Raw genomic sequence first — 15156 nt, forward strand, 5'->3', positions numbered from 1 at the left:
TGATCTCCCGATGGCCAATCGCCGCGTGGCGTCACTGACGCGGCGTATAAGGGCACTGCGAAGAGCTGAAGACATCGTTCAGATGCCGCGCAAGCCGCAGGCCGGCGAAGCCGAGTTGTTGGCTGATGAGCGGCGTCACTCGATCGTAGTAGGCTTGATCGATCGTGCCGCCCGTATCTACCCAGACGTTGAAGGCGATCGCCGCATTGTGGGCGTCTTCGGCCCACGCGACCGGGTCATCTTTGTTGTCGTTCTTGGCTGCATCGGTCGTCAGCCAGCCCGCTTCCAGGTCGTCGACAAAGGTCGGCCAATTGTACTCCATCGCGCGGATCAGAGTCGTGTCCCACATCTTGTGGAGATTGTCGGGCGGCGTCGAGCATTTGTCGGCCGAGCATGTCTTTCCCTTGAACTGCAGTTTATCGGTCGTGAGCGTGATCCCGTTGCCCCCTATGTTCTCCCAGATCGTGTGGAAGGGCTGGTGGACGTCGCCTACGAAGTGGACGGCGAATTTGAGAGCGCGAAGCTGCTGATCGCCGGTGGTGCAACGCAACTCGTTCTTCAAGCGTGACAACTCGTTGATGACGCAGTCGCCTTGCTCGGGCTTTTCCTTCGGACACTCCGTCGCCGCATCGTAGCGCGTATCCTGCCTTGGAATGTCAACGAAGTGCCAGTTGTAGGTTCCGTTCGGCTTCCCTCCGTCATAACGAACCTCATCGGCCCACGTTGAAACCGATGCCAGCGAGGGAGTCGAATATGGCGTCGTGTTAGGATTGGCTCGAAGGATTTGGGTTATGGCCTGGGCCGCGTTCTGAGAGAGCCGTCGTTGAGCGATCTCGGCGACGATCGAGTGGCCCTCCTCACCCCATGCCCAAGCGTCGGAAGCAAAAATAGTGAAAACCAGTGTCAGAAAAGCCCAACCTTTCCAGAAGGGAAATCGATTGCTCATCACTGGCTCTCCATTCAGGCGATTATTATTTTCGATCAATGTCTCGACTTTAGCTAGAACGTCCGTCATATTGCAATCCATCGTTCAAAATGATTTTTCTTGGCGCGCTCATATTTGAGGGCCGACATCGATGGTTGGCGAGCTACCCGACTACGGAAAGCCCAACAGGGCGTATGATAATGGCGATCTATTGCAGGGGTATGATCCACGCGACAAGTTGGTCTTCGTCAAGTCGTGGGATTTCGGGGCCTATCGCCGCTAGCGTGCTTGTCGGGGCAAATTCAGTTCGCGGCGCAGCTCGTTGACATGGAAAATCTAATTTCCTGAACGAAATCCGCTCGTCGGTCGGCTTGTCCGCATCGGAAACCAAAATTATGCTGGACGATACTTTTTGACAGGAGCAGAGCCTTGGACACGGACCTCCCGACTGAGATCTTGAAGATCAAGCTTCCTAACGGCGCCATGATTTATGCCGAAGTGCAACTCCTCGACCGCGAAGAAGACATTGCGGGCAAGGAAATCAACCTTTCTGATTTGAAAGAGAAGATCGCTGGCATCGCTGAAGTGGTGAGGGACGCGATTGTGGACCTCAAGCCGAAATCAGCCAGCATGGAATTCGGGCTTGAAATTGGCTTGGAAACTGGTTCGCTGACCGCGCTTCTGGCCAAGGGCACTGGCAAGGCAAATCTGAAAGTGAAGCTCGATTGGTAACGAGCGATGCGCGGTCGTCTCTTTAACCTTGTAATGCCTCGAATGTTCGAGGTCACAGTTAAGATCGAGGCCAAGGGGGCATCGGTAAACGGAACTGGCTTCTTTGTGGGCCCCGGTCTTGTTCTCACCTGCAAGCACAACGTTGTCGACGAAAAGGGTGCACTTCTCGACGTTGTGATTAAGAAGATTTCTTCTGACGGCAGGTTTACCCAGCAAAAGCCAATCAAGATCGAGGTGTCCGAGCGGGCAGATCTGGCGCTGCTGAGGATGGAGGATCTTTCCAATCGGTATGTCGTGCTGGATGACGCTTTGCTGTACGAGCAGAGCCTCCTCGGCTATGGTTTTCAGACGTCGACCTCGCAAGTCACGCTTGAACCGATTCCGTTGATCTACAAAGGCACTCGCGTCGCCCTTGGGCAAGCCACTTCCAAGGGGCTTTGCCTGGCGGCGGAGGCGCGCCTTGCCCATGAGCTAAGCGGATCGCCGCTCGTCAATCGTCAAACGCTCGCGGTATGTGGGATGCTCTACAGGCGGCTCAACACCGGACCGGGCGGCATCGGCTGCCCGTTAGAAGTTATTTTTACTGAGTTTCCCGAACTACAGCGGTCTTCCAAAGGAAGAAGGGACTGGTATTGGCAGCTACTGGTGTGGTTGGCTCGAATCTTCAGTCTAAATTTCCGACCGCGGACCGCTTTTCGAATTGCGTATCTCGGCGGTCTTGGCTTTGCGGCTCTCTTTCTGCTCTCGATAATTTCGAGCACGTATCAGGCGAACCGCCTCCTGTTCTCGCGCGAGGGACCTCTGGGCTCCCAACCTCTTTTTGATCTAGTGAACTTTTCGCCAGTGTCCTACCTGAGAGCGCGAGGCCTTGAAATGGCTCAAGGCGAGTCCGAGTTCTCGAATCTGATCTTCGTCATGCGGCGCGACGGCGATTTCGTTCAAATAGCACCTACCCCGATTAGAAGGTCCTTACGAAGTTTTCGTGAGGGTACTCCGGCCATTGCCATTTCGGAGAGGGACGTCTCCTACGCAACCCCGAACACCGTGCAGAATGAATGCCGGCAGGAAGCGGCAAAGCGCCAACTCGAAATTGCTGCTCCGCCCTTTAACTCGATAGGTGTATTGGATCCTCCTGAGATCTGCCGGCTTTTTGTTGCCTCTCCGCCCAAGGATATTGCGGAAGCTACCGCTCGCCTTAGGGCTTGGCGACGATGGAAGGCCACCACATTCTATAAGGCTAAACACGCATTCTACTATGTTCAAGCCGCAGCGGGCACCTGGTATTCCAACAACAACAATTTCCTCGAACCGCTCGTCAGCACCTCCGTCCTCACCGGGTTGAGCATTCCTCTGGAAGATTGCCAAAAATCTCTCCGCTGTGTAGCCACCGATCTCAACAAGCTCGAATTCGTGCCGAATGGATCGCAAATCAGCGCTACGCTTCCGCGGGGCGAGCCCGATGTCGGCTCCGAATTGGGAGACGGCCCATACCTCGACGCACAATTCTCGGTTGGCAGTAGCCTAAAAGCCCTTCGATTGGCCATCTCTCTGCGTGAAACGTCACTCGATATGGGAACGGCCTTGCAAGAGGTCCAACTCAGCGATTTGCTCGAATATTCCAGCGTTATCGGGCCACTGGCGACCCTGAATCGAGAGGCCTCGCGAACCGAGAATCTCCGTAGTCTGTTAGTGACCAATCTCACGGGCGCAACTCTCTTTGGGCTTGTAACTGTCTGGCACGCTTTCGTGGTGTTCGCGCTCTTTGCCGTCGGCGATCGGGTGTGGAATGTCCGCATCGCTCACCGGAGAGCTGCAGGTGATGCAAACAAGCCTACTCACACTTAAACTGTTCCGAATTGGGCGAATTAGAAAGTCAGGAGAACTCATGCTCAAGAAATGTCTAGTTGTGATCCTTATCGCTTCGGCGTGTTCGCGCACTTGTATGGCTCAGGCCAGCAGCGGCCTCGAAGCAAGGCGCTCGCTCGCAAAAGCGACTTTGGAGCAGATCAATACCGCGGCGGATAATTTTAAGAAGAAGTGTGGCGTTACTGTTTTTCAGGACATTGTGCCGGGTGAAGTTGATTGCGGCAACGGAAGACAGACGATCGGAGAAGCGTGGGGCCGAACTTTAGAACAAGCCGGCTACCCTGCTACTCCTCAGGCCCGAAGGCTTGCAGCGCAAAATCTGGGACTCGATAGCCGTACCAGCCTCGTTCTCTTTTTGGCTCCTGCTGACAACGAAAAACTCGGCTATCTGATAAGGGCGCTCAAACAAATCGAAAACGACGGCAACTAGTCGGCAAGCAGCTGCGTGCGAATATCCTGACCATTCTCCGGATCGGGTTAGCACCCCATCCGCCGCACGAGCGGCGGTGCGGTCGGAATCGCAGGGCCGAGTTCACCTTCGCCCCAAAGCAGCCGGCGAGGCACGTGGCGCCGGCGTAACCTCTTGTCGACATAGCCGTGTGCGGCACCGTTGCGGATGCCGAAGTGCGTGCGATTGCTCGCTCCTATAACGCACGCGGGACGCGTGCTTTTCGACATCGGCTTTCCGACTAAGGTGAGACTGCGCAGCCACAGCTTGATTGACGCAACTTATCGCAGAGATGTTTAGTCGCGGCGATCGGAACGCTTTCGATAGAGCAAGTATTTTTTCTCTGCTCTACGCTGGCTCCCTACGACGGCTGAATACTTGTTGAACTAACCCATTTCCTGCCTTTTCTATCCATCCCCGTCGCCGATCGCATTTCTGCGATTGGCGCTCGACGGGGGACGATCGTGGCGGGCACTTCAATCCATTCGGAAGCCTTTTCGCGTGGCGCACGCATGCTACGCACCGCGCTGGGCCCGGCGATCGCAACGTTCCTCGAAGACCCCTCGATCGTCGAGGTGATGCTCAACCCCGATGGCCGGCTCTGGATCGACAGGCTGTCAGGTGGTCTGGAAGATAGCGGACGCACGATGTCTGCCGCCGATGGCGAGCGGATCGTGCGCCTGGTCGCGCACCATGTGGGCGCTGAGGTGCATGCCGAGAGGCCGCGGGTCTCGGCCGAGCTTCCCGAGACGGGAGAGAGGTTCGAAGGACTTCTTCCGCCCGTCGTTGCGGCGCCAGCCTTTGCGATCCGCAAGCCCGCGGTCGCGGTGTTCACGCTCGATGATTACGTCGCAGCCGGGACGATGACCGCCGGTCAGGCGACAGCTCTGAAGGCCGCCGTGGCTTCGCGCAAGAACATCCTGGTTGCCGGCGGCACCTCGACCGGCAAGACCACCCTCACCAATGCACTACTCGCCGAAATCGCCGGCACCACCGATCGCGTGGTGCTGATCGAGGACACGCGCGAGCTGCAGTGCCGGGCTCCGAATTTAGTCGCGTTGCGCACCAAGGACGGCGTCGCGTCCCTGTCCGATCTCGTTCGGTCCTCGCTGCGGCTGCGTCCCGACCGCATTCCGGTTGGGGAGGTGCGGGGCAGCGAAGCCTTGGAGCTTCTCAAAGCCTGGGGGACTGGCCACCCCGGTGGGATCGGCACGATTCACGCTGGGACTGCGCTCGGCGCGCTTCGTCGTCTCGAGCAGCTTATCCAGGAATCCGTCCTCACCGTTCCCAAGGCGCTGATCGCAGAGACGATCGATGTCGTCGCGGTGCTGCGCGGCCGCGGCAGTGAACGCCGCCTTGCTGAACTTGCTCTCGTCGCCGGCCTCGATCCCGTCACCGGCGATTACCGTGTCCAATCCGCCGAGGCGGGCGGCGAATCCTCGCTTTCCGGAGACCCCTCATGATCCAATTTGCGCCCGTAGTCCTTCGCATTCGCCGTCGCTTCACCGACGTCGCGACCATTGCTTTCATCTCGGTTGCTTCTGCACCGGCGGCGTACGCCTCGGGCTCCTCAATGCCCTGGGAGACACCGCTCAACCAGATCCTGGAGTCGGTGCAAGGCCCGGTCGCCAAGATCATCTCAGTCATCATCATTACCGTGACAGGCCTGACGCTTGCGTTCGGCGACACGGCCGGCGGCTTCCGCCGGCTGATCCAGATCGTCTTCGGTCTGTCGATTGCCTTCGCCGCCTCGAGCTTCTTCCTGACGTTCTTCAGCTTCTCCGGCGGGGCGCTGGTCTGATGGCTGTGCTTGTCGATCCAGAGGTGCCGGGCTTTTTCGCGCCGGTTCATCGCGCGCTCACCGAGCCAATCCTGATGGGCGGGGCGCCGCGCGCGGTCGCGATCGCCAACGGCACGTTGGCGGCTGCAATCGCACTCGGGATGCGGCTCTGGATTCCCGGCGCACTGATCTGGGCCGTGGGCCACATCGCGGCCGTCTGGGCGGCCAAGCGCGACCCGCAGTTCGTGGACGTCGTTCGACGCCACCTCCGCTATCCGCCTTACCTCGGAACATGAGGCTTCCATGCTTAACCTCGCTGAATACCGCAATCGGCCCGCCAGCCTTCCCGATTTCCTGCCCTGGGCCGCATTGGTCGAACGCGGTGTGGTCCTCAACAAGGACGGATCCTTCCAGCGGACGGCGCGCTTCCGTGGCCCAGACCTCGATAGCGCGACGCCTGCGGAACTGGTCGGCGTGACGGCCCGCCTCAACAACGCGTTACGCCGTCTCGGCTCAGGCTGGGCGATCTTCGTTGAAGCCCAGCGCAGCGCTGCCCAGACCTACCCGTATAGCGCCTTTCCCGATCCCGCATCGGCGTTGGTCGATCTGGAGCGGCGGGATGCTTTCGAAGAGGCCGGGGCCCATTTCGAGAGCCGCTACTTCCTGACCTTCGCATGGCTTCCGCCGGCCGAGGATGCCTCGCGCATTGAGGCCTGGCTCTATGAGGGCCGCGCGCAGAACGGCGTCGATCCGCGCGAGTTGCTGCGGGGGTTCGTCGATCGGACCAGTCGTGTGCTGCAACTGGTTGAAGGGTTCATGCCCGAGGTGGCGTGGCTGGATGACGGCGACACGCTCACCTACCTGCACTCGACCATCTCGACCCGGCAACAGCGCGTCCGCGTCCCGGAGACGCCGATGCATCTCGACGCGCTGCTCGCGGACGAGCCGCTCGCCGGCGGCTTGGAGCCGCGTCTCGGCAGCCACCACCTTCGCGCCCTCACCGTGGTCGGCTTTCCGACCGCGACCCATCCGGGAATCCTCGACGAGCTGAACCGGCTTGCGTTCCCCTACCGCTGGTCGACACGCGCGATCCTCCTCGACAAGACCGAGGCCGTGAAGCTGCTGACCAGAATCCGCCGGCAGTGGTTCGCCAAACGAAAGTCCATCGCGGCCATCGTCAAGGAGGTGATGACGAACGAGGCCTCGACGCTGGTCGACAGCGATGCGGCCAATAAGGCCACTGACGCCGATCTCGCCTTGCAGGAACTCGGCACCGATGATGTCGGCCAAGCCTACGTTACCGCGACCGTCACCGTCTGGGATGAGGATGCAGGCCGCGCCACCGAAAAACTTCGCCTTGTCGAGAAGGTGATCCAGGGACGCGACTTCACCTGCATGCCGGAAGGGGTGAATGCGCTCGAAGCCTGGCTTGGCTCGCTGCCGGGCCACGCCTACGCAAACGTCCGCCAGCCGCCGCTCTCCACATTGAATCTTGCCCACATGATTCCGCTGTCGGCGGTCTGGGCGGGCCCGGCGCGCGACGAGCATTTCCGAAGCGCCCCGCTCTTCTTCGGCAAGACCGAGGGCTCGACGCCGTTCCGCTTTTCGCTGCATGTCGGCGACGTCGGACATACCCTGATCGTGGGCCCGACTGGCGCCGGCAAGTCCGTGCTGCTGGCGCTGATGGCGATCCAGTTCCGCCGCTACCGCAAAAGCCAGATCTTTGCCTTTGATTTCGGCGGTTCGATCCGCACCGCGGCGCTCGCCATGGGCGGCGACTGGCACGACCTCGGCGGCAGTCTGTCGAACAGCGCCGAGGACTCCGTCTCCCTCCAACCGCTCGCAAGGATAGGAGATGCCGCTGAACGCGCGTGGGCTGCCGAATGGGTGATCGCTATTCTCGCCAAGGAAGGCCTCACCATCGACCCGACCGCGAAGGAACATGTCTGGTCGGCCTTGACCTCACTGGCATCCTCGCCCGTCGAGGAACGGACAATCACCGGCCTGACCGTCCTGTTGCAATCAACCGCGCTCAAACAGGCGCTGCAACCTTATTGCGTCGGCGGCCCGTCCGGCCGGCTGCTCGATGCCGAGGTTGAGCAGCTCGGCTTCGCGTCCGTCCAGGCTTTCGAGACCGAGGGCCTGATCGGCGCCGGGGCGGCACCCGCCGTCCTCACCTACCTCTTCCATCGCATCGAGGGACGGCTCGATGGCCGGCCGACGCTCCTCATCATCGACGAGGGCTGGCTCGTGCTGGACGATCCAGCTTTTGCCCAGCAGCTTCGCGAATGGCTGAAGACGCTGCGGAAGAAGAACGCGTCCGTCGTCTTCGCCACGCAGTCGCTCTCCGATATCGATGGCAGCAACATTGCACCCGCGATCGTCGAAAGCTGCCCGACGCGCATCTTTCTGCCGAACGAGCGGGCGATCGAGCCCCAGCTCACGGCGATCTACCGGCGTTTCGGTCTCAACGATCGCCAGATCGAGATCATCGCGCGCGCGACGCCGAAGAGGGACTACTACTGCCAGTCGCGACGCGGCAACCGGCTGTTCGAGCTGGGTCTCGGGCCGATCGCGCTTGCCTTCTGCGCGGCCTCCTCAAAGGACGATCATGCCGCAATCGAACGGCTGCTCGCCGAGCACGGCCGCGAGGATTTTACGCCGGCCTGGCTCGCTGATCACGAACTCCTTTGGGCCGCCGATCTCATCCCTGACCTGACAAACCTGGAGGTGCAATCATGAGCATCCGCAAGACGCGCCGTAGCGTAGTCGTCGCGAGCGCCCTGTCGCTCACCCTGTCGTTTCAGCCGCTTTTGACGACGCGGGTGTCTGCGCAGGTGATCGTCTACGACCCCAGCAACTTCAGTCAGAACGTGCTGACCGCGGCGCGCGAACTGCAGCAGATCAACAACCAGATCCAGATGCTGACCAATCAGGCCCAGAGCCTGGTGAACCAGGGAAAGAACCTTGCGAACCTGCCGTTGTCGACGCTGACCCAGCTTCAGTCACAGGTCGCACGGACTCAATCGTTGCTGAGCCAGGCCCAGAACATTGCGTTCAGCGTCGAGCGAATCCAGACGACGTATTCCAGCACATACGGCACGGCGGCGGCCACCGGCTCCAACGCGACAATGTTTGCCGCGGCTCAAAGTCGTTGGCAGAACTCAGTAGGCGCATTCGAGGACTCGCTTAAGGTCCAGGCCGGCGTCGTCGGCAATATCTCGGCCAATTCCAGCGCAATGAGCTCGCTGGTGACCGCCAGCCAGTCCGCGAGTGGCGCGCTGCAGGCAGCTCAAGCCGGCAATCAGCTCCTGGCCCTGCATTCCCAGCAGCTATCCGACCTCGTCGCGGTGCTCGCCGCGAAGGGACGGGCGGATGCGTTGGAGCAGGCGCGCGCGACAGCGACCGAAGCGCAGGGCCAGCAGCAATACAAGATCTTCTCGACGCGCGGCGGCTATCAGCCGGGCAACGTCACCATGTTCAGCGGCAACTGAGGCGCGGATCATGGAGCGCTCGGATATCTTACGCGCCGTTGCGATGGTCATTCTGATGGCCGTCTTTATGGCTGCGCTGTCCTATATCCATCGGCAACCGACGCCGCGGACGATATCTGACGCTCCCGCTGTCTCCACATCAGATGATCTGTCGGCCGAGCTGCGCCGCTGCCGCGCGCTCGGACCCCAGGATGCCGAAGATCCGCACTGCCAGGCGGTCTGGGAGGAGAACCGCGCGCGCTTCTTCGGCAGGCCGGCGCGGCCACTTCTGCCGCAGGTCGCGCCGGCCACACAGCCGACGACGAGTGTTCCAAAGGGAGAGCAGCCGTGAACAACGTCGGCGTCATTGACACCTTCCTCAATACCTTCACCACCTATATCGATTCAGGATTCGGCCTGATCAAGGGCGAGGTCACCTATCTCGCCTCGACGCTGATCGTCATCGATATCACCTTGGCCGGCCTGTTCTGGGCGTGGGGCGCAGACGAAGACATTCTCCAACGGCTAGTGAAGAAGACGCTCTATATCGGGTTCTTCGCCTTCATCATCACAAACTTCAACAATCTCTCCGGCGTCATCTTCAATAGCTTCGCCGGACTTGGCCTGAAGGCGGGCGGCTCGTCGATCTCGACGGCCGACTTCCTGCGGCCGGGCCGGCTCGCGCAGGTCGGCTTAGATGCCGGGCAGCCGCTGCTCGACGCCGCAAGCCAGATGATGGGCTTCACCAGCTTCTTTGCGAACTTCGTCCAGATCGCGGTGCTGATGGTGTCCTGGCTGTTGGTGCTGATCGCCTTCTTCATTCTGGCGGTGCAGCTGTTCGTCACGCTGATCGAGTTCAAGCTGACGACGCTCGCAGGCTTCATCCTCATTCCCTTCGCCCTGTTTAACAAGACCTCCTTCCTTGCGGAGAAGGTGCTCGGCAATGTCGTCGCTTCGGGTGTGAAGGTGATGGTGCTCGCTGTCATTGTCGGCATCGGCACCGGGCTGTTCTCTCAGTTCACGTCAGCCTATGGCGGCGGCCAGCCGACGATCGAGCAGGCGCTCTCCGTCGTGCTCGCAGCGCTCGCCATGCTCGGCCTCGGCATCTTCGGGCCTGGCATCGCAACTGGTCTCGTCTCAGGGGCGCCTCAGCTTGGCGCGGGCGCTGTCGTCGGCACCGGCCTTGCCGTCGCCGGCACGGCGATGGCCGGGAGCGCGGCGCTTGGGCTTGCCGGAAGCGGAGCGATGGCAGCAAGCGCCGGCACTGCTGCGGCCGCACGTGGTGGTGCGGCGATGGCGGGCGGCATGTCCTCCGCCTACACCCTCGCATCGGCCGGTCGGTCCGGCGCTAGCGGCGTCGCGTCCGGTTTCGGTGGCACAGGCCGTGCGGCGGCCAGTAGCGCAGCAGCTCCCGTCAGACGCGCCGCTGCGCGAGTAGCCGGGTCAATGGTGGATAGCTTCACCTCAGGCGCCAGGTCCGGTGTCGCAAACACGGGTGGTTCCTCGACGATGGGGACCATTGAGCTTGGCGAGGCCGCAAACGATGGAGCCGCCTCTCAAGCGGCGAGCGACAGCGGTCCGCCCGCCTGGGCCCAGCGCGTCAAGCGCAATCAGACGGTCATTCACGGCGCTCAGACAGCCGCGCAAGCCCTCAAATCCGGCGACAGCCACGGCGGCGGACACTCCGTCGACCTCAAGGGAGGAGAATAGCGAATGTCAGTCTTTCGGCGATCGTCGGTCCGCTACGGCCGCACGCCCGAACCCGAAACCCCCTACCAACGCGCGGCGCAGGTTTGGGACGATCGCATCGGGTCCGCCCGCGTGCAGGCGAAGAACTGGCGACTGATGGCCTTCGGCTCGCTGATCCTCGCTTGCGGCCTCGCCGGTGGGCTCGTCTGGCAATCCACCCATGGCACCGTCATTCCTTGGGTGGTGCAGGTCGACAAGCTCGGCGAGGCACAAGCAGTCGCGCCGGCTGTGGCCGACTACAGACCGAGCGATCCGCAGATTGCCTGGTATCTCGCCCACTTCGTCGCGATGGTGCGCTCGCTTCCAGCCGATCCGATCATAGTACGGGAGAATTGGCTGAAGGCCTACGACTTCACGACCACGGCGGGGGCGATGGCGCTGAACGACTACGCCCGCGCCAATGACCCCTTCGCCAGCCTCGGCAAGCAACAGGTCGCGATCGACGTCTCCAGCGTCATCCGCGCCTCGCCGGACAGTTTTCGCGTGGCCTGGGTCGAGCACCGCTATCAGGACGGGGCGCTCGCCGGCACCGCACGTTGGACCGCCATCCTCACCATCGCAATTCAGCCACCCACCGATGCCGATCGGCTGCGCAAGAATCCGCTCGGCATCTACGTCAACGCCATCAACTGGTCAAAGGAGCTGGGACAATGAACCCGCCGTTTTCCTCAAATGCCGGCGGTCCGGCTTCGTGTCTCTCCGTTGTTCATCGAAGCCGGAAAGACATCGCTACGTACTTCCGTAAATCCGCCCTTACGGCTTTGCTGATGTCCGTCTCGGCCCTTGGTGGCTGTGCGCACAATTTCATCCCGCCCGACATCAACTACGATATCGCGGAGCCGGCAACGCTCACCGCCGATCCGCCGTCGCCCGTCAAGATCGTGGAATTGCCAAAGCCTCTTCCACTGCCCGGGCAGCTGAAACCGCTCACTGCGGCCAAGCGCGTCCCGGAGGCCGCTGATCCCAGGGTTCGCGTCAAACAGGCCAACGCTGCGGCACGGGTACAGCCAATGCGCACTGGTTTCATCAACGCTGTACAGGTCTATCCTTTCTCCGGCGGAGCCCTGTACCAAGTCTATACGGCGCCCGGCCAGATCACCGATGTCGCCCTGCAGGAGGGCGAGCAGCTCGTCGGCTCAGGACCGGTCGCCGCCGGCGACACCGTGCGCTGGATCATCGGCGATACCGAGAGCGGCGCGGGCGCGACCAAGAAGGTCCACATCCTGATTAAGCCGACGCGGCCGGAATTGCTCACCAATCTCGTCATCAACACCGACCGGCGGACCTATCTCCTTGAGCTGCGCTCGACGGAGAAGACCTATATGGCTTCGGTCTCCTGGCAGTATCCCGAGGACCAACTCATCGCGCTTCGGCAGCAGAACGCTACGGCTGAGGCCGCAGCTCCGATTGCCGCCGGCGTCGATCTCGCCTCGATCAACTTCCGCTACGCGATCGAGGGCGATGATCCGGCCTGGCGTCCGCTGCGCGCATTCGACGACGGCAACAAGGTCTACATCGAATTCCCCAGCGGGATCGTTCAGGGCGAAATGCCGCCGCTGTTCGTCATTGGTCCGGCCGGCGGCTCCGAACTCGTGAACTATCGCGCAAACCGCAATTACTACATCGTCGATCGCCTGTTCGCCGCTGCAGAATTGCGTCTTGGCGACAAGGATAGCGAGCGGCGCGTGCGCATTGTCCGCACCGACGGAAGGCCGCGCTCATGGCGATAGGCAGCGAAGACGAACGTCACAGCGACATCCCACCTGTCGCGCCGCCGGATCTTCGGCTTCGAGGCGAGCGGCCACCTGTCACACGCCTCTCGCGCAAGATCCTGATCGGCATCGGCGCGGTGTCTGCCCTCGCAGTGGCGGGAGCGCTCGGCTATGCCCTGCAAACTAGCAATAAGCCGCAATCCGGCCAGGAGTTGCTCAGCACCCAGAACAGCCCTTCGGCCGAGGGTCTCGCCGCCTTGCCGAAGGACTATACTGGCCTGCCACGTCAGGCGCCGCCGCTCGGGCCGCCGTTGCCCGGCGATCTCGGCAAGCCGATCCTCAACGCAGGCGCTGCACCGAATACCGTGGTCCCCGGAGCGACGCCAGATCCGCAGGCGCAGCAAAGAGCGCAGGAGATCGAAGCGGCGCGCGTCAGCCGGCTATTCGCCCAGACCGTTCAGCAACCGCAAAGCGTCGGCCAAGTCATCCCGAATGCCACGGCCGCAACGGCGACGACCCCGGCCACGACACCACCCGTTGATGCGGGATCTGCCCAGAACATGCAGGACCGCAAGACGGCCTTCCTCAATGCTGCGACGGATAAGCGCACGGTCAGTCCGGACCGGCTCGAGGCCAAGGTCTCTCCTTTTATTGTGCAGGCTGGCACCGTGATCCCGGCTGCGCTCATGACGGGCATCCGCTCCGATCTGCCAGGCCAGGTCACCGCCCAGATCACGGAGGCGGTCTACGACAGTCCGTCCGGCAAATATCTTTTGGTGCCCCAAGGCACCAAGCTGATCGGTCAATACGATAGCTCCGTGGCGTTCGGCCAGAGCCGCATCCTCCTGGTCTGGACCCGCATGATCATGCCAGACGGCAGTTCGATCGTGCTGGAGCGCCAGCCCGGCGCCGACACCGGTGGGTATGCCGGGCTCGAGGACGAGGTCGATAACCATTGGGGCATGCTGTTCAAGGCCGCCGTTCTCTCGACCATGCTCAGCGTCGGAGCCGAGGCGGGGACGAGCCAGAATGAGAACAACCTTGTTCAAGCAATCCGCAGCGGCGCGTCCAACAGCATCAGCCAGACCGGACAGCAGATCGTTCAGCGACAGCTCAACATCCAGCCGACGTTGACGATCCGGCCAGGTTTCCCGGTCCGCGTCATCGTCACGCGCGACCTGGTGCTGGTGCCGTACCCGAAGGGAGGAAGGCCGTGATGAAGCTCAAGCTTGGACCACTCGAAGACGACAAGCCGGTCAAGCTCACGATCGAGTTGCCGGCGGCAGTTTTCAGGGACCTCAAAAGCTACGCCGAGATTCTGACGCGTAGCGGAGGCACAGTGACACCGACCGAGCCCGCCAAATTGATCGCGCCGATGATCGAGCGCTTTATGGCAACCGACCGCGCCTTTGCGAAAGCGCGGCGAAGTGTTGCTCAACCCTCCCCCGGGTCGGCGGAAAGGTCCGGATAGCGCTCGCGAAGCAGGTCGAGAAACGGACGCAGCGATGGATTGCTGTTCGTCTGCCGCCAATACGCGCGGAAGCTCAGTCGTGTCGGCCCGTCGGCATCGTGGACCTCTCGGAAGGTGACACCTGGATAGGCCGCGCCAGTCGCGCCCTCCAAGGCCAGTAGGACACCCCAGCCAGCGCCGACCAAGGTGAGAAGCCGGTCGAGTGCGACATCATGGCGAAGCACAACGCATGGATCGGAACCTCCCATTTTGCTGATGAGTAGCTTGTGGAATTCCGGTCCCGGGCCGTGCTGTGATAACAATAGTGTTTCGCGCCTCAGTTCGCCCCAATGAACCATATTGCGCGCTGTCAGCGGATGGTTCTCGGGAAGAGCGACGACGACGCGTTCGCTCCAGACCACCAAGGACTTATCGTTCCACGTTGGATTTGGTTCTGCCACGAAAGCAATGTCAATGGCGGAATTGATGAGATCGGAGACCAATTGGTCTCTCGCCCCGTCAACTAGATGCGTATCGACGTCGGGGAAGCGGTGTCGGTGGTCCAGAAGGGTGGCCCGCAGATTGCCCGCCGAGAGGGAAGCGTGGACGCCGATGATCAATCGACCGCTCTCGCCGCGCGTATGGATCTTGAGGCGATTAGCCAGTGCTTCCGTCTCCCCCACGATGCGTCGGGCAGCATCGAGGAATTCTTGGCCTTGGATGGTTGGTCGCGTGCCGCCGTTGGTGCGCTCGAACAGCGTATTGCCCACTTTGTGCTCGAGATTGCGCAGGCAGCGACTCAGCGTCGACTGTTTGATTCTGAGCGTGTCTGCCGCCTGACGAAGGCTTCGGTGTTGAGCCGCGACGATAGCCCAGCGCAGCTCTCGCAATTCCACTGGTACGGTCGAAGTCTTATGGCGGGTTGCTGGCGACCAGAATTTCTCTTGAATGGGTCACTCCATTGCATGTCCGACTTCAGTCCCGTCTCACGCTTTTGCTCTTAGCACCCAATTAACGCGGC

16 protein-coding genes are annotated in these 15156 nt (G+C 61.5%); 14 read left to right on the forward strand and 2 right to left on the reverse strand.

Annotated elements, in window-relative coordinates; genetic code table 11:
- Positions 1-31: 31 nt before the first annotated feature.
- Entirely contained in the window at positions 32-1015 is a 984-nt protein-coding gene (locus tag ACVW17_RS14060; RefSeq protein ID WP_456797281.1) for a S1/P1 nuclease, read from the reverse strand.
- A gap of 339 nt (positions 1016-1354) precedes the next feature.
- Here ACVW17_RS14060 and ACVW17_RS14065 point away from each other — a divergent pair, with 339 nt between their 5' ends.
- The 14 genes from ACVW17_RS14065 to ACVW17_RS14130 all read left to right on the forward strand — a co-directional run bounded on the left by ACVW17_RS14065 (position 1355) and on the right by ACVW17_RS14130 (position 14156).
- The gene (locus ACVW17_RS14065; RefSeq protein WP_456797282.1) at positions 1355-1657 is read left to right on the forward strand and encodes a CU044_2847 family protein; all 303 of its coding nucleotides are present in this window, start codon (positions 1355-1357) and stop codon (positions 1655-1657) included.
- 42 nt (positions 1658-1699) lie between these two features.
- Positions 1700-3502: a S1 family peptidase gene (locus ACVW17_RS14070; protein ID WP_456797283.1), complete on the forward strand. Its 1803-nt coding sequence runs from the start codon at positions 1700-1702 to the stop codon at positions 3500-3502.
- 40 nt (positions 3503-3542) lie between these two features.
- The gene (locus ACVW17_RS14075; RefSeq protein WP_456797284.1) at positions 3543-3953 is read left to right on the forward strand and encodes a hypothetical protein; all 411 of its coding nucleotides are present in this window, start codon (positions 3543-3545) and stop codon (positions 3951-3953) included.
- A 482-nt stretch (positions 3954-4435) separates the two neighbouring features.
- The gene (gene trbB, locus ACVW17_RS14080) at positions 4436-5434 is read left to right on the forward strand and encodes a P-type conjugative transfer ATPase TrbB (RefSeq protein ID WP_456797285.1); all 999 of its coding nucleotides are present in this window, start codon (positions 4436-4438) and stop codon (positions 5432-5434) included.
- On the forward strand, positions 5431-5772 hold the full coding sequence (locus ACVW17_RS14085; protein ID WP_456797286.1) for a TrbC/VirB2 family protein: 342 nt from the start codon (positions 5431-5433) through the stop codon (positions 5770-5772). Before trbB ends, ACVW17_RS14085 begins: the two co-directional genes overlap by 4 nt.
- Positions 5772-6047: a VirB3 family type IV secretion system protein gene (locus tag ACVW17_RS14090; RefSeq protein ID WP_456797287.1), complete on the forward strand. Its 276-nt coding sequence runs from the start codon at positions 5772-5774 to the stop codon at positions 6045-6047. Before ACVW17_RS14085 ends, ACVW17_RS14090 begins: the two co-directional genes overlap by 1 nt.
- A gap of 7 nt (positions 6048-6054) precedes the next feature.
- Positions 6055-8493 (forward strand): conjugal transfer protein TrbE, encoded by a 2439-nt coding sequence (trbE, locus tag ACVW17_RS14095; RefSeq protein ID WP_456797288.1) that lies wholly within the window; start codon positions 6055-6057, stop codon positions 8491-8493.
- A complete protein-coding gene (trbJ, locus tag ACVW17_RS14100) occupies positions 8490-9245 on the forward strand; it encodes a P-type conjugative transfer protein TrbJ (RefSeq protein WP_456797289.1) in 756 nt (251 codons plus the stop codon). Before trbE ends, trbJ begins: the two co-directional genes overlap by 4 nt.
- Before the next feature lie 10 nt (positions 9246-9255).
- A complete protein-coding gene (trbK-alt, locus tag ACVW17_RS14105; RefSeq protein WP_456797290.1) occupies positions 9256-9576 on the forward strand; it encodes a putative entry exclusion protein TrbK-alt in 321 nt (106 codons plus the stop codon).
- Positions 9573-10934, forward strand: a complete 1362-nt coding sequence (gene trbL, locus ACVW17_RS14110) for a P-type conjugative transfer protein TrbL (protein ID WP_456797291.1) — start codon at positions 9573-9575, stop codon at positions 10932-10934. The genes trbK-alt and trbL overlap by 4 nt, the downstream gene beginning before the upstream one ends.
- A 3-nt stretch (positions 10935-10937) precedes the next feature.
- Positions 10938-11627, forward strand: a complete 690-nt coding sequence (gene trbF, locus ACVW17_RS14115; protein WP_456797292.1) for a conjugal transfer protein TrbF — start codon at positions 10938-10940, stop codon at positions 11625-11627.
- Positions 11624-12703, forward strand: a complete 1080-nt coding sequence (gene trbG, locus ACVW17_RS14120) for a P-type conjugative transfer protein TrbG (protein WP_456797293.1) — start codon at positions 11624-11626, stop codon at positions 12701-12703. Before trbF ends, trbG begins: the two co-directional genes overlap by 4 nt.
- Positions 12694-13902, forward strand: a complete 1209-nt coding sequence (locus ACVW17_RS14125; protein ID WP_456797294.1) for a TrbI/VirB10 family protein — start codon at positions 12694-12696, stop codon at positions 13900-13902. The genes trbG and ACVW17_RS14125 overlap by 10 nt, the downstream gene beginning before the upstream one ends.
- Complete coding sequence (locus ACVW17_RS14130; protein ID WP_456797295.1) at positions 13899-14156, forward strand: DUF2274 domain-containing protein; 258 nt, start codon at positions 13899-13901, stop codon at positions 14154-14156. Before ACVW17_RS14125 ends, ACVW17_RS14130 begins: the two co-directional genes overlap by 4 nt.
- Here the strand turns inward: ACVW17_RS14130 and ACVW17_RS14135 are convergent.
- Positions 14120-15031 carry a LysR substrate-binding domain-containing protein gene (locus ACVW17_RS14135; RefSeq protein WP_456797296.1) on the reverse strand — a complete coding sequence of 304 codons (912 nt, stop codon included), beginning with the start codon at positions 15029-15031 and terminating at the stop codon, positions 14120-14122. The genes ACVW17_RS14130 and ACVW17_RS14135 overlap by 37 nt on opposite strands.
- Between the last annotated feature and the right edge of the window lie 125 nt (positions 15032-15156).

The organism is Bradyrhizobium sp. USDA 4473, assembly GCF_054063335.1.

What these genes read in the sequence shown, in the direction of transcription:
- ACVW17_RS14060 (WP_456797281.1), bottom strand. Translation starts at nt 1,015, where the DNA reads ATGACGGACGTTCTAGCTAAAGTCGAGACATTGATCGAAAATAATAAT.
- ACVW17_RS14070 (WP_456797283.1), top strand. Translation starts at nt 1,700, where the DNA reads ATGTTCGAGGTCACAGTTAAGATCGAGGCCAAGGGGGCATCGGTAAAC.
- ACVW17_RS14075 (WP_456797284.1), top strand. Translation starts at nt 3,543, where the DNA reads ATGCTCAAGAAATGTCTAGTTGTGATCCTTATCGCTTCGGCGTGTTCG.
- ACVW17_RS14085 (WP_456797286.1), top strand. Translation starts at nt 5,431, where the DNA reads ATGATCCAATTTGCGCCCGTAGTCCTTCGCATTCGCCGTCGCTTCACC.
- ACVW17_RS14090 (WP_456797287.1), top strand. Translation starts at nt 5,772, where the DNA reads ATGGCTGTGCTTGTCGATCCAGAGGTGCCGGGCTTTTTCGCGCCGGTT.
- trbE (WP_456797288.1), top strand. Translation starts at nt 6,055, where the DNA reads ATGCTTAACCTCGCTGAATACCGCAATCGGCCCGCCAGCCTTCCCGAT.
- trbJ (WP_456797289.1), top strand. Translation starts at nt 8,490, where the DNA reads ATGAGCATCCGCAAGACGCGCCGTAGCGTAGTCGTCGCGAGCGCCCTG.
- trbK-alt (WP_456797290.1), top strand. Translation starts at nt 9,256, where the DNA reads ATGGAGCGCTCGGATATCTTACGCGCCGTTGCGATGGTCATTCTGATG.
- trbF (WP_456797292.1), top strand. Translation starts at nt 10,938, where the DNA reads ATGTCAGTCTTTCGGCGATCGTCGGTCCGCTACGGCCGCACGCCCGAA.
- trbG (WP_456797293.1), top strand. Translation starts at nt 11,624, where the DNA reads ATGAACCCGCCGTTTTCCTCAAATGCCGGCGGTCCGGCTTCGTGTCTC.
- ACVW17_RS14125 (WP_456797294.1), top strand. Translation starts at nt 12,694, where the DNA reads ATGGCGATAGGCAGCGAAGACGAACGTCACAGCGACATCCCACCTGTC.